A 13,486-nucleotide genomic window follows, 5' to 3' on the forward strand; every position below is an offset into this window, starting at 1 on the left:
TCTTGTGACCCTGGTAAGCGCATTCCCAGAGTGCCGGCACATCGGGCCGACCCGGAGCGCGGACCCGGTGGGCCGTCCTGGCGACGTGTCGGAGGCGGACGCGAGAGCAGGGAGTGGCCATGGGCATCCCGTACGACGACCAGGCCCGGCGCGTGAGCCGGCGCGACCTGCTGGCCTGGGGAGGCGGTGCGCTGTCCGCGCTGTCCGCGCTGTCCCTGTCCGGGTGCAGCCTGCTGTCCACCGATCCCACCGGCAAGGGCGGCAAGGGTGGCGCCGGTGGTCCGCGGACCAAACAGGCACCGGACCTGGCCGCCCAGGTGAAGGCCGGGAAGCTCCCTCCGCTCGGGCAGCGGCTGCCGAAGAAACCGCGGGTGATCAAACCTGTCGAGAAGCTCGGCACGTACGGCGGTGACTGGCGGACCGCCCTGCTGGGGCCGGGCGACACGGCCTGGGCGTACCGGACGGTGGGGTACGAGCAGTTGGTGAACTGGGATCCGGGCTGGACGAAGCCGATCCCCAACATCGCCGAGTCGGTCGAGACCGACCCCACGGGCAAGGAGTTCACCTTCCGGCTGCGGGCCGGCATGAAGTGGTCGGACGGCAAGCCGTTCACCGCCGACGACCTGGTCTTCGCCTACGACGACGTGTACATGAACAAGGAGCTCAACCCGCAGCCGCCGACGTGGCTCGTCACCGACGGCAGGCCGGGCAGGATGGAGAAGATCGACGACACCACGGTGAAGTTCGTCTTCAGTGCGCCCAACGGCCTCTTCCTGGCGAACATCGCCCAGCCCGCGGGCGAGGGCCTCACCAACAAGCCGCGCCACTACCTCGAGCGGTTCCACAAGAAGTACAACCCCGACGTCGCCACCCTCACGAAGAAGGGGAAATTCGACGACTGGGTGGACCTGTTCGGGGCGATGGCCGACCCGTGGAACCACGTCGGGCTGCCGAGGATCACCGGCTGGGTCGTCACGGACGCGCTCGGCACCGGCTCGCGGATGGTGGTCGAACGCAATCCGTACTACTGGAAGGTCGACACCGACGGCTCGCAGCTGCCCTACATCGACCGGGTGATCTTCAACGTCATCAACAACGAGGAGACGATGGTCCTCAAGGCCGTCAACGGCGAGCTCGACATGCAGGAACGCACGATCAACACCCCACAGAACAAGCCGGTTCTCGCCGCCGGCCGGGACAAGGGGGAGTTCCACTTCGTCCCCGAGACCGGCAGCTCCATGAACAACCTGATCATCGCGCTCAACCTCACCCACAAGAACGCCGCGCTGCGCGAGGTCTTCGGCAACCGCGACTTCCGGATCGGGCTGTCCCACGCCATCGACCGCAAGGAGATGATCAACGCGGCGTTCCAGCGGCAGGGCACGCCGTGGCAGGCCGCACCCCGGCCGGAGTCGGACTACCACGACGAGGAACTCGCCACGCAGTACACGCAGTACGACGTCGCACTCGCCAACAAGCACCTCGACCGTGCCGGTTACAAGCGCGGGGCCAATGGTGCCCGGATCGGCCCGGACGGAAAACCGATCGTGTTCCAGGTCGACGTCGCCGTCCCGTCGGCGCTGTGGACCGACGGGATGGAGCTGGTACGGAAGTACTGGCAGGAGGTCGGCGTGAACATCCGCGTCAACGGCATCGACCGTACGCTGATGTACGACCGCAAGACGGCGAACTCCCAGGACGCCAACGTGTGGGGCGGTGACGGCGGCCTGGCCGACGCGATCCTCGACCCCCGGTGGTTTTTCCCGTTCAGCGGCGAGTCCAACTACGCGATCCCCTGGGCGAACTGGTTCAACAACATCGCCCCCAAGGAGAAGCCGCCCGCCGCGGCGCTGCAGCAGATGGAGCTGTACCGAAAGCTGATGACGACGCCGGACGCCGACGGGCGGGACGAGATCCTCCGGCAGATCCTGAAGATCGCCAAGGAGCAGTTCTACGCGATCGGGACCGTGCTGCCGCCGAAGGGCTACGCGATCGTCCGCAACAACTTCCACAACGTGCCGAAGTCGTTGTTGAATGCGTGGATGTATCCGGGTCCAGGTCCGACGATGCCGGAGCAGTACTTCATCTCCTAGGCGAGCCGGGCCACGGGCGTACCTGATCTCAGAACGGTGGCAGGCCATCGTCGACCGTCCTGATGCTCGTGCCGGCGGCGGTTGCCGGCTCGGCTGGTGCCACCGGGTCGGTGAGGGAAGGTGCGCTGCTGCGGTAATTCCGCCCGAACGGATCGGTGAGGGTGTGCTCGCCGGGGCCGGTCTGCTTCAGTTTCCAGTCCCTCTCGGTTTTCGCCTTGTGGTGGCGTGGGCACAGTGGGGCGATGTTGTCGACGGAGGTTTCTCCGCCGTCGGCGTACTCGGTGTTGTGGTCCAGGTGACACGTCGCGGCGGGTCTGCGGCAGGTGGTCCAGACACAGCGCTGGTCGCGGGCATGCACCAGCTCTGCCTGCAGTCCGCGCAGGAACCTCGCAGGAATCGGATGCAGGTGCAGTAACCGTCCGGTGACCGGATGGGTGACCCCGACGCTGAATCGGGCTTCGGGGTTGTCGAGATGGTTCGCCACGATCCGGCGAGCCACCTCGGTGATGATCGGTCCGACTCCGCCGAGCTCACCGGGCCGGGTGGACAGCCCCATCAGGGTGGTCAACGGCATGTTCAGCTGCACCTTGGCGCGCGTCTTGATCGGACCCCAGCTCGGCTGCGAAGAGGTCCACGGCGGTGGTGGCGGTGTGGAGTTGTCTGTCGGCGGATCAGGCCGACCCCGCGGATCAGGCGGATCAAGTGGATCAGGTGGATCGGCCTGTCCTGGCGGCTCGGCGTTGCGTGCGGCGGCCTCGTGGGCGGCAGTGTCGTGGACTCGGACGCCGTTCATCGCGGCCGCACCACACACTGTGCAGCTGGCCACCGGTGCCGGAGAACAGTTCCCACACTCACACCAGCTGTCGTGCAGGTCGTGGTCGGGGAACCGGTGCACGGCACAGTGCCCCTCCCCACCCTGGTCAGTCTCGCCCTGCGCGCGCCGGGTCTCGGCCTCGTTCTCGCTGTGCGTCTGCGCGTTCTCGCTCTCCGGGGAGACGCCGTCTTCGGCCGGGGGTTCGTCTTCGACCTGTTCGGCGTCGGCCTTCTCCTGCGGGGCGTAGCCTTCCGCGGGCCGCAGCCCAAAGTCGTCCTGGACAGACTCGTCCTGCACCGCCTCGTCTTGCTTAGCCTCGTCCTGCGCGGCGTGGTCCTGCGCGGCGTGGTCCTGCGCGGCCCGGTCCTGCGTGCTCTGGCCCTGGTCGGCGTGGTTCTCCTTGCCGACTGGGGCGGAGCAGTCGCCGATGTCGGCGGTGCCGCTGAGCAGGGAGAAGGCGACGTCCGCGCGTAGCTGGCTCAGCTTGCGCGGGTCGCCGGCAGACTTCACGGCACGGGCAATCGCGTCGATGTACCCGTACGCCTCCGCGGCCTGGTCAGCGGACAGGCCTCGGATCGCCAGGTCGGCGACACCGTCGACAGCCGGCCAGATCGCGACGTTCCGCCCCGTCCGCGCGGCGCGGTGCCGTTTGCCGGCAGCCTCGGGGTCGGCTTTGATGACCTCGGCTTCGAGCTTGGCCCGCAACAGCCCGCCGCGCAGCTCGAGCACCTTGGGGAAGATGGCGTCCTCGATGGCTCCCCACAGGTCGGGTTTCGCGTCGGTGATCCGGTCCACGATCGCCCGCACGTCGGGCAGCTCCAGCCCACCGGACGCCAGCGCCACACGCACACGGGGCAGGCGGGGCAGGGTGAGGGCCAGCGCCAGATACCAGCTGGCGTGGTAGCCCGACCACCGCAGCAAAGGTTCCAGCACGGCCTGGGTCATCGGGTCCATCTCGGGACTGCGCTGCGCCGGCTCGTCGGGCATACCGGGTTCGGCGTAGGCCAGCTCGTTCACCTCGGCCAGACACTCCGCCTCCGCCCAGCCGATCAGCCGCCGCCACGCCCTGGCCCGCTCCTCCACCTCGAACCCGTTACACACCCCGCGATCCACCGAGGCGAGCAGCACCGCAAGCCGCGGCCCACCCGGCACATCAGCAAACCCGGCAGGCAGCACCCGACGACGACCCGGACCATCGCCCGGGTCGCCGCCGAAGTATCCACCGCCGTCGCTCATGTGTTCGAGTCTACCGCACAAGATCGGCTCAGGCTTGCGGGAAACCGCTTGTCCACAAGGAATTTCGTGTCAACTTCAACTTGCGCATCCTGTCGGATCGGCAGCCATCCACGGTACTTTCGGGTCAGCGGCTGAACGAAGGCCGCCCGCCGCCCGACCTTGTACCGACGCGGTGCCCCTCGCGGTTGTACACCGGTGATGACCGGCGGGTGGGGCGGGTGTCGGAGTGCGTGCGTAGGTTGGGAGGCGTGAACCGTCTCGCGAACGCCACCAGCCCGTACCTCCGCCAGCACGCGGACAATCCGGTCGACTGGCACACCTGGGGGGAGGAGGCGTTCGTGCAGGCGCGCGAGCGTGACGTCCCGATCCTGTTGTCCGTCGGCTACTCCGCCTGCCACTGGTGTCACGTGATGGCGCACGAGTCGTTCGAGGACGACACCACCGCCGCGTACATGAACGAGCACTTCGTCAACATCAAGGTCGACCGCGAGGAGCGGCCCGACGTCGACGCCGTCTACATGGAGGCGACCCAGGCGATGACCGGCCAGGGTGGCTGGCCGATGACCTGCTTCCTCACCCCCACGGGTGAGCCGTTCTACTGCGGCACCTACTTCCCGCCGACGCCGCACCACGGGCTGCCGTCGTTCGCGCAGGTGCTGGAGGCGGTCGAGCGCACCTGGCGCGAGCGGCGCGAGGAGGTCGTGCAGTCGGCGGGGTCGATCGTCGCCCAGCTCGCCGGCTCTGGATTCCCGTCCGGCGACGCGCCGGGCGTGGACCGGCTGGACGCGGCGGTCGAGGTGTTGCGGCACGACTTCGACCTACGGAACGCCGGCTTCGGCGGGGCGCCGAAGTTCCCGCCGTCGATGGTGCTGGAGTTCCTGCTCCGGGCCGCCGTACGCCGCGGCGAGCAGTCGGACACCGAACCCTCCGACACCGACAGTGCGGACACGGCCGACACCGCCGACACCGCTCTGGCCATGGTCGAGCAGACCTGCGACCGAATGGCCCGCGGCGGGATGTACGACCAGCTCGGCGGTGGGTTCGCCCGCTACAGCGTGGACGCGGGCTGGGTCGTTCCGCACTTCGAGAAGATGCTGTACGACAACGCCCTGCTGCTGCGGGTCTACGTCCACTGGTGGCGGCTCACCGGCGCTCCGCTGGCCGAGCGGGTGGTCCGGGAGACCGCCGACTTCCTGCTCCGCGAGCTGCGCACCGCCGAGGGCGGCTTCGCCTCCGCTCTGGACGCCGACAGCGAGGGCGTGGAGGGGAAGTTCTACGCCTGGACGCCGGACCAGTTGCGCGAGGTGCTCGGCTCCGACGACGGGGCCGCGGCCGCGCGGACGTTCGCGGTGACCGAGCAGGGCACGTTCGAGCACGGCGCCTCCACCCTGCAACTTCCGCGCGACCCCGAAGACCGGCGGTGGTTCGCCGACGTCCGTGCCCGCCTGGCCCGCGCACGGGAGGAGCGCGTCCGTCCGGGGCGTGACGACAAGGTGGTCGCGGCGTGGAACGGCCTTGCGATCGCGGCGCTGGCCGAGGCGGGCGCGCTACTGGAGGCGCCCGAGTACGTCCGGGCGGCGACGGAGGCTGCCGACCTGCTGGTCCGGCTGCACACCGACGTCGGTGGGCGGCTCGTGCGGACGTCCCGGGACGGCGCGGCGGGGGACAGCCCCGGTGTCCTGGAGGACTACGCCGACGTGGCGGAGGGATACCTCGCCCTGCTGGCGGTCACCGGCGACCCCGTCTGGCTGGATCGCGCCGGCGGTCTGCTGGACGTCGTACTCGACCGGTTCGGCACCGGCGACGGCGGCTTCTTCGACACCGCGGACGACGCCGAACGCCTTGTCCGCCGCCCGCAGGACCCGACCGACAACGCCGTTCCGTCCGGACGTTCGGCCGCGGCCGGCGCGCTGCTCACCTACGCCGCGCTCACCGGGTCCGACCGCCACCGGGCCGCCGCGGAGAGCGCCCTCGCGGTGGCGGGCCGGCTCGCCGACCGTGCGCCGAGGGCGGCCGGCTGGGGGCTCGCGGTCGCCGAGGCGCTGCTCGCCGGCCCGGTCGAGGTGGCGGTCGTCGGTACGCCGGACGACCCGGACCGCGAGCGGCTGCACCGGCTGGCGCTGCGCTCGCCCGCGCCGGGCGCCGTCGTGGTCGTCGGCGCGCCGGAGGCGTCGGCGCGCGACGCAACGCCGCAAACCGGCAACAATGGCGACGGTCAGGTTCCGCTGCTGGCGCATCGTGGACTCGTCGACGACCGGGCCGCGGCCTACGTCTGCCGAGGGTTCGTCTGCGACCGTCCGCTCACCGAGCCGGCCGAGCTCGCCCGTCGGCTCGGCGTACGCGGCACCACCTGACATCCGATCCAGCAGGCGATCAGGAAACGGAGAGACCATGGCGAAGCGCAAGAACAAGAAGCGACGCAAGCTGGACTCGCTGCTCTGGGCGACGACCGGGGCACTCGTGGCCGCGTCCGTGACCCGGGAGCTGCGCCGGCCCTCGGCGGAGCGGACCTGGCAGGGCCGGATCGTCGGCGTTCCGTACGACTACCGCGTGCCGAGCGTGGACAAGGTGCGGTCGGCCTGGTGGGCGCCGGAGGACCGGCGGCTGTTCATGCCCAAGGTGTTCGGCGTGGGGTGGGACGTCAACTTCGGCCGGGTCGTGACGCTTGGCCAGCAGAAGCTCGCCGAGCGGAAAGAACGCCAGTCGGTGGGCAGCGCGTCCTAGTACGCCGCAATACCCCCCAGTGCGTCCCCCGTACGTCGTAGTACGTACGTCTGACCTCCTCGGCGGTCGCCCCGGTCCCCAGCCTTGTCGGGAGCTCGTAACGGTGTAATCATCGTTACATGACACGGCAGGAACGCGAGGAACGCATCCGCGGCTGGCTCTCCGGCCGGATCCCGCAGGAGTGGTTCGAGATCGTCGAGCTCACCACCGACCGGGAGGAGATCACCGTCGTCGGGACGCTGCCCGCGCCCCGCCACGACGGTGACGTGTCACCGGCCGAGCGGGCGGCCGCCGAGCTGGGCAGGATCAAGGAGTTCCGGGAGCGCACCCGCGACGACCGGATCCGGATCGCCCGCGAGCTCGAGCACGCCACCGGCCAGAAGGTCGCCTGGGGCGCGCTGTGCGGGGAGACTCGCGAGTCGTTCACCACGCTGTCGGTGCCGGTGATGACCCGGCTGCGGCAGTCCGAGCGGCGGGTGCTGGACACCTTGGTGGAGTCGGGGGTGGCCCGGACCCGGTCGGAGGCGCTGGCCTGGTGCGTGAAGCTGGTCGGCAAGCACGCGGAGAGCTGGCTGGGTGAGCTGCGCACGGCGATGGCCCACGTCGAACGCGTGCGCGCGGAGGGCCCGGACGCCACGGCGGCGGACGATCCGCTCGCGGTCGAGGACCCGCACGAGAACCCGCCCGAGACCAAGCCGGGGGACGAGCCGAAGAGCTGACCCCGGGGGTTCGGCCCGGCCAGGTCAGCCGCGGGGCTTCGTCGCCACCAGCACGTCCCGCAGGATGGCCTGGTCGACCCGGTGCCGGAAGCCGAGGTACGCCGGGTCGTCGCACACCTCCAGGCCCGCTGCGCTGAGCGCGGCCGCGGCGTCCTCGCGCCGGGCCACGTGGGTGTTCCACGACATCCCCAGGGCGCCGCCCGGCCTGAGCAGGTCGACCCAGCCGGGCAGCGCGGCCGACAGCAGGTCCAGCGGCGAGCGGGACAGCTCGCCCGGCCCGCCGGAGCGGCTGCCGTGCTGGACGCCGTACGGCGCGTCGGTGACGATCGCGTCGAACGAACCGGACCGGAAGAAGTCGCGTGCCCGGCGGGTGTCGGCGTTCACCACTGTGAGGTCGAGCGCGTCCCCGGACTTGTACGCCGCCTTGTCCGCGGCCAGCGTCACGTGGAACCTCCGGCCCAGCACCTTGCGGTCGCGCCGGATCGGGGTCAGCTCCGCCTGGTGCTTGAGCCGCTTGCGCTTGAGGTAGGTACGCAGGAAGCCGGAGTACGCCTCGACGTCCTTGCCGTCGATCTCGATGCCCGCGGCGTCCCAGCCGTACATCAGCACCTGGTTGAGCGTGGTGCCGCGCCCGCACAGCGGATCCAGGATCCGCAGCCGGCGGTCCAGCATGTCACCGGCGGACGACGAGGCCAGCACGGTGACGTTGAGCAACAGCTTGGTGAAGAACTCGTTGGTCTTCCCGACGTACTTCTGGATGGTCAGCAGGTCGTCGTCGAACTGGTCCGGCGGGGTCAGCGTCACCGGGCTCAGCAGCGGGGCGTCTGCCCCGGAACCGCCCGGCTCGCGGGGGTCGCGCGGCTCGTGTAGCTCGAACAGCGCGTACGCCGAGGAGAGCAGGGAGAGGTACGCGACGTCGCGGCCACCCAGCGGCTCGGCGACCCCGAACGTGACGTACGGGACCCCGCCCAGCCGCTCCTCGGCGACGTCGGTGAGCCGCCCGTCCAGCACGGCCCGGGAGAAGACGCCGAGCTCGGCGCGGGTGAGGTCGATCGAGGCCTCGGCGTACACCCGGTTGGTGGCGGGCAGCACGAGCAGGGCGTAACGCGGCATGGGCTCCACGATCCCAGGTCCGGCTCCCGCCGCCGCTCCCAGGCCCCGGTGTCGGCCCGTGCCGGCCCAGGCCACCCCGGACCGCCCCGGGCCGGCACCAGGCAGGTCAGATGTCGATCGACCCACCGGACGCGAGCCGGCGGAACTCCGACCCGGCCTGCTCGGCCATCCCGCCCACGAGGTTGTCCACCAAGCCCAGCCCGATGTCGTTCAGCAGCCCGTCGTGCACCGACACGGCGAGCCGTGGCCGCACAGCGCGGATGTAGTCGATCGACTCCGAGGACTTCAGCCAGGGAGCGGACGTGGGCACCATCAGGGTGTCGACCGGCCGGTCGGGCACGGTGAACGCGTCGCCGGGATGGAAGAACGAGTCGTCGACGAAGAAGCCGATGTTGGGCACCGGCGGCAGGTCGGGGTGGATCACCTCGTGCAGTTCGCCGTACACGCTCACCTCGAAGCCGGCCGCGATGAAGTCCTCGCCGGCGGCGACCACGTGCAGCCGGTCGGGGTCGACGTCGGTCAGCAGGGAGGCGGTCGCGGCGTTGGTCCAGATCTGCAGGTCGGGGTGCCGGGAGAGCTTGTCCACGTCGAGGTGGTCGGTGTGCTCGTGGGTGATCAGGACGGCCTCGGCCCCGTCCAGCGGCTCCTCCTCGCTGAAGGAGCCGGGGTCGATCACCAGCGCCCGGTCGCTCTTCTCCAGCCGGACCAGGGAGTGGGTGTACTTGAGGATCCGCATGCGGGAAGTTTAGGGACTGTTCCGCGGGTACGGCGGGGTCGCGGCGCCGTACCAGCCGGTCACCGAGCGGAGCCGAAGGCACCGGCGGTAGCCTCGGTCCAGCGTTTCGGAGGTGACGATGGCCCTGCCCGGCCTGCTCTACCGCATCTACCAGCGCCGCCTGACGGCATCGATCCCGTCCGAGCGGGTGCCGCGGCACGTCGCGGTGATGATCGACGGCAACCGCCGGTGGGCGCGCGCGGCGGGTGCCGACGACGTGCGCTTCGGCTACGACGCCGGCGCCGCCAAGGTGCCGCACTTCCTCGGCTGGTGCGAGGAGGTGGGCGTACGCGTCGTCACGATCTACATGCTCTCCGCCGACAACCTCCGCCGCCCGGCCGAGGACGTCGACCCGCTGCTGGAGGTCATCGGTGGGCTGGTCGGCGAGCTCGCCGCGACCGGCCGCTGGCGGATCCACCCGGTCGGCGCGCGCGACCTGCTGCCCGAGCGGATCGCCCAGGTACTCAAGGACGCCGAGGAGACCACCGCCGAGGTGGACGGCGTGCTGGTCAACGTCGCGGTGGGGTACGGCGGCCGGCGGGAGGTCACCGAAGCGGTGCGGGCGCTGCTGCACGAGCACGCCGACAAGGGCACGACCATCGAGGACCTCGCTGAGGTGCTCGACGTCGAGCACATCGCCGCCCACCTCTACACCAAGGGCCAGCCCGACCCCGACCTGGTGATCCGTACCTCGGGGGAGCTGCGGATGTCGGACTTCCTGTTGTGGCAGAGCGCCTACAGCGAGTTCTTCTTCTGCGAAGCGCTCTGGCCGGATTTCCGGAAGGTCGATTTTCTCCGGGCGATCCGGGCGTACGCAGCCCGAAACCGCCGCTACGGCCTTTGACGAATTCGCTCGCCGGCAAGGCGGGCGCAACGCGGGCTTCATCCACCGGCTCGCGTGTCCCCCTGTTCGGCCGCCCGCTCGGCACGTACCGTCGAAGCTGACGGGCCGGATCATCCCGGCCGTCCGGGAGGCCCATCGATGCGTGTGCAGCAGACCTCCTCCCGCCGGAAGGCGGAGCGGGCCACGCACGACGATCGCGCCCAGGGGTGGCAGACCCCGGGCACGAGGCGGGCCGGCACCCGGCCCGACGGCCGGTACCGGCCAGTTGCTCGCACTCAGGACCGGGCGCCGGGTGCGCGCCGCGGGTCCGAAGGGGACCGAACGTGGCTGCATCTGAGTCGTCTGAGTCGTCGATGGCGTTGTCGACCTCGGCCGGGACTGTGGACACCTCCGCTGGTCACCCGAACGCCGGTCACCAGAACGCCGGTCACCAGAATGCCAGTCACCAGAATGCCGGTCAGTCGAACGAGGGCGACCTGAGGACCGGGCCCGACCCGGCACCGGACCAGGACCCGAACGCCAACCGCACGTACGTCATCGACACCAGCGTTCTGCTCGCCGACCCGAACGCGCTGCGGCGCTTCGAGGAGCACGAGATCGTGCTGCCGGTCGTGGTGGTCACCGAACTCGAGGGCAAGCGCCACCACCCCGAGCTCGGCTACTTCGCCCGCACCGCCCTCCGGCTGCTCGACGAACTCCGGGTACGACACGGCCGGCTGGACGAGCCGGTGCCGATCGGTACGTCCGGAGGCTCCCTGCGGGTCGAGCTCAACCATGCCGATCCGGAGGTGCTGCCGGTCGGTTTCCGGCTGGGCGACAACGACACCCGCATCCTCGCGGTGGCACTCAACCTGGCCGCGGAGGGCCGCGAGGTGGTCCTCGTCTCCAAGGACCTGCCGCTGCGGGTGAAGGCGTCGGCCGTCGGCCTGGTCGCGGAGGAGTACCGCGCGGAGCTACCGGTCGAGACCGGGTGGACCGGCATGGTCGAGGTCGACCTGGCCGGCGCCGACCTGAACACGCTGTACGCGGAGGGGACGATCGACCTCGAAACCGCCCGCGAGCTCCCCACCCACACCGGCCTGGTGCTGTTGTCCGAACGCGGCAGCGGCCTGGGCCGGGTCACCCCCGACAAGCGGGTACGCCTGGTCCGCGGCGACCGGGAGGCGTTCGGCCTGCACGGCCGCTCGGCCGAGCAGCGCGTCGCCCTCGACCTGCTGCTGGACCCCGACATCGGCATCGTGAGCCTCGGCGGAAGGGCCGGAACCGGAAAGTCCGCACTGGCACTGTGCGCCGGTCTGGAGGCGGTGATGGAGCGCCGCCAGCACCGCAAGGTCGTCGTGTTCCGGCCGCTGTACGCGGTGGGCGGGCAGGATCTGGGCTATCTGCCGGGCAGTGAGGCCGAGAAAATGGCCCCGTGGTCACAGGCGGTGTTCGACACGTTGGGCGCGGTGACGAACGCGAACGTCGTGGAGGAGGTCATCGACCGGGGCATGCTCGAGGTGCTTCCGCTCACGCACATCCGCGGCCGGTCCCTGCACGACGCCTTCGTCGTGGTCGACGAGGCACAGTCGCTGGAACGCAACGTACTGCTCACGGTATTGTCCCGGATTGGTTCCGGTTCCCGAGTTGTCCTGACTCACGACGTTGGTCAGCGGGACAACCTGCGAGTCGGACGCCATGACGGAGTAGTGGCCGTGATCGAGAAGCTCAAGGGGCATCCGTTGTTCGCGCACGTGACGCTGACCCGCTCCGAGCGTTCCCCGATCGCCGCCCTCGTGACGGAGATGCTCGAGGACATCTCGTTGTGAGGACGGCCGGCGTGGTCGCCGAGAAGACGACCCCGACACCACCGCGAGGTGGCCGAAAGCCTCCACTTCGTTTCGTACCGTAGGCGTTCGTACGCGAGCGGTACGCAAACCGAACGCACTGTAGTCCGACGCGGTGTGGCTCCGGCCGGGCCGCGAGAGATCTCTGGAGGCGTGTGTGGCGAGCTACGCCGGTAAGCACCGGGCACCCGCGAAGCATCGGGAGCGCGGACGCGGCGCAGGATTCACGACCCGGCAGGCGGCCCCTTCCCCTGGGGGCTCGCGACGGGCCGACGTCACCCCGAAGGTCGCGCAGACCTCGCCGGTCACGGCCCGCGAGGTGATCGACGTACGTGACGTCGCCGACGTCCGCGAGCTGGTCGACACACCCGCGGTCGCCGGCGGACGCGGGGTGGTGGCGCCTCGCCCGGCGGTCGAGGCCCGGGAGCCGCAGGTCGTCGCCCTTCCCGCCGTGATGCCGGAGGCCGAGCCGGAGCCCGCGGCCCGCCGCGGGTTCCGGATCAGCCCCGCCTTCGCCGCCGTCACCGCGGCCAGCCTCGGGGTGACCGGGGCGGTGGGCGCGGGCGTCCTGGTGGCCGGGAGCCACCGGACCGGCGCGATCAACAACCTCGCCGTGTCCGACCTCGGTGGCCGCGGCGCACTCACCGCGAAGCGGGCCGCCGAGCTCAAGCCGAAGTCCGCGACACCGCGGCACACCACCCGCACCGTGACCCCGAAACCCACGCCCACACCGACGGCGACGGAGAAGCCGGAGAAGGTCGTTCCGGCGACGGGCGAGGACGTCATCGACCGCACCGCCGTCGAGCGGGTTCGCGCCGCCGAGCGCGCCTCCCGTGCGGCCGAGCGCGAGGCCCTCGCGCGCGAGCAGGCCGCCAAGGAGCGGGCGCGGATGGAGAGCGGGTCGCCGAAGGAGATCGCCGCCCGCCTGGTCGCCGCGCGGGGCTGGAGCGACGCGCAGTACCAATGCCTGGTGACCATGTGGACGCGGGAGAGCAGCTGGAACCACCACGCGGTCAACGCCGGTTCGGGCGCGTACGGCATTCCCCAGGCGCTGCCCGGAAGCAAGATGGCCGCGTACGGCTCGGACTGGCGCGACAACCCCACCACCCAGATCAAGTGGGGCCTGGCCTACATCGAGTCCCGCTACAACACCCCCTGCGGCGCATGGTCGTGGTGGCAGGCCCACAACTGGTACTGAGCACGTCCGCTGCTGTCTGAGCGCGTCCGCGAGACCTGAATCACAGCTCTCATTTCGTCCGGAGTGCCCGGCATTCGGCTGTAGGGGCACGGTTTTCCGGCTGCCGTCGCCAACGACGCAAGCACGCCTTGCCTGATACTCTCC

10 protein-coding genes are annotated in these 13,486 nt (G+C 70.6%); 7 read left to right on the plus strand and 3 right to left on the minus strand.

What is annotated here, in order from left to right:
- Positions 1-119 precede the first annotated feature (119 nt).
- Complete coding sequence (locus FHR37_RS02655) at positions 120-2,093, plus strand: ABC transporter substrate-binding protein (protein ID WP_092881759.1); 1,974 nt, start codon at positions 120-122, stop codon at positions 2,091-2,093.
- Between the two features lie 28 nt (positions 2,094-2,121).
- Here FHR37_RS02655 and FHR37_RS31215 read toward each other — a convergent pair whose 3' ends face one another.
- On the minus strand, positions 2,122-4,143 hold the full coding sequence (locus tag FHR37_RS31215; RefSeq protein ID WP_238344781.1) for an HNH endonuclease signature motif containing protein: 2,022 nt from the start codon (positions 4,141-4,143) through the stop codon (positions 2,122-2,124).
- A 248-nt stretch (positions 4,144-4,391) separates the two neighbouring features.
- Here FHR37_RS31215 and FHR37_RS02665 point away from each other — a divergent pair, with 248 nt between their 5' ends.
- From FHR37_RS02665 to FHR37_RS02675, 3 genes are all read left to right on the plus strand, one after another.
- Positions 4,392-6,497 carry a thioredoxin domain-containing protein gene (locus FHR37_RS02665; protein WP_092886734.1) on the plus strand — a complete coding sequence of 702 codons (2,106 nt, stop codon included), beginning with the start codon at positions 4,392-4,394 and terminating at the stop codon, positions 6,495-6,497.
- 37 nt (positions 6,498-6,534) lie between these two features.
- Positions 6,535-6,867 (plus strand): DUF5808 domain-containing protein, encoded by a 333-nt coding sequence (locus FHR37_RS02670; RefSeq protein ID WP_092886736.1) that lies wholly within the window; start codon positions 6,535-6,537, stop codon positions 6,865-6,867.
- A 119-nt stretch (positions 6,868-6,986) separates the two neighbouring features.
- Positions 6,987-7,586: a hypothetical protein gene (locus tag FHR37_RS02675; protein ID WP_092886738.1), complete on the plus strand. Its 600-nt coding sequence runs from the start codon at positions 6,987-6,989 to the stop codon at positions 7,584-7,586.
- Between the two features lie 24 nt (positions 7,587-7,610).
- Here FHR37_RS02675 and FHR37_RS02680 read toward each other — a convergent pair whose 3' ends face one another.
- Together FHR37_RS02680 and FHR37_RS02685 are read right to left on the minus strand one after the other, a co-directional pair.
- Positions 7,611-8,699 (minus strand): TRM11 family SAM-dependent methyltransferase, encoded by a 1,089-nt coding sequence (locus tag FHR37_RS02680; protein WP_092886740.1) that lies wholly within the window; start codon positions 8,697-8,699, stop codon positions 7,611-7,613.
- Between the two features lie 106 nt (positions 8,700-8,805).
- Positions 8,806-9,435 (minus strand): MBL fold metallo-hydrolase, encoded by a 630-nt coding sequence (locus tag FHR37_RS02685; RefSeq protein WP_092886742.1) that lies wholly within the window; start codon positions 9,433-9,435, stop codon positions 8,806-8,808.
- 118 nt (positions 9,436-9,553) lie between these two features.
- On the opposite strand from FHR37_RS02685, the gene FHR37_RS02690 reads away from it, so the two are divergent.
- The 3 genes from FHR37_RS02690 (at position 9,554) to FHR37_RS32880 (ending at position 13,342) form a co-directional block, all read left to right on the plus strand.
- Positions 9,554-10,318: an isoprenyl transferase gene (locus FHR37_RS02690; RefSeq protein ID WP_092887127.1), complete on the plus strand. Its 765-nt coding sequence runs from the start codon at positions 9,554-9,556 to the stop codon at positions 10,316-10,318.
- Between the two features lie 323 nt (positions 10,319-10,641).
- Positions 10,642-12,126: a PhoH family protein gene (locus tag FHR37_RS02695; RefSeq protein WP_237768997.1), complete on the plus strand. Its 1,485-nt coding sequence runs from the start codon at positions 10,642-10,644 to the stop codon at positions 12,124-12,126.
- Positions 12,127-12,301: 175 nt separating this feature from the next.
- Positions 12,302-13,342, plus strand: coding sequence for an aggregation-promoting factor C-terminal-like domain-containing protein (locus tag FHR37_RS32880; protein WP_237768998.1), 1,041 nt, complete (start codon positions 12,302-12,304; stop codon positions 13,340-13,342).
- The last annotated feature ends 144 nt before the right edge of the window (positions 13,343-13,486 follow it).

Source organism: Actinopolymorpha cephalotaxi, from assembly GCF_013408535.1.
Lineage (GTDB): Bacteria > Actinomycetota > Actinomycetes > Propionibacteriales > Actinopolymorphaceae > Actinopolymorpha > Actinopolymorpha cephalotaxi.

Coding starts and splice junctions, on each gene's coding strand:
- FHR37_RS02655 (WP_092881759.1), top strand. CDS start 120: ATGGGCATCCCGTACGACGACCAGGCCCGGCGCGTGAGCCGGCGCGAC.
- FHR37_RS31215 (WP_238344781.1), bottom strand. CDS start 4,143: ATGAGCGACGGCGGTGGATACTTCGGCGGCGACCCGGGCGATGGTCCG.
- FHR37_RS02670 (WP_092886736.1), top strand. CDS start 6,535: ATGGCGAAGCGCAAGAACAAGAAGCGACGCAAGCTGGACTCGCTGCTC.
- FHR37_RS02675 (WP_092886738.1), top strand. CDS start 6,987: ATGACACGGCAGGAACGCGAGGAACGCATCCGCGGCTGGCTCTCCGGC.
- FHR37_RS02680 (WP_092886740.1), bottom strand. CDS start 8,699: ATGCCGCGTTACGCCCTGCTCGTGCTGCCCGCCACCAACCGGGTGTAC.
- FHR37_RS02685 (WP_092886742.1), bottom strand. CDS start 9,435: ATGCGGATCCTCAAGTACACCCACTCCCTGGTCCGGCTGGAGAAGAGC.
- FHR37_RS02690 (WP_092887127.1), top strand. CDS start 9,554: ATGGCCCTGCCCGGCCTGCTCTACCGCATCTACCAGCGCCGCCTGACG.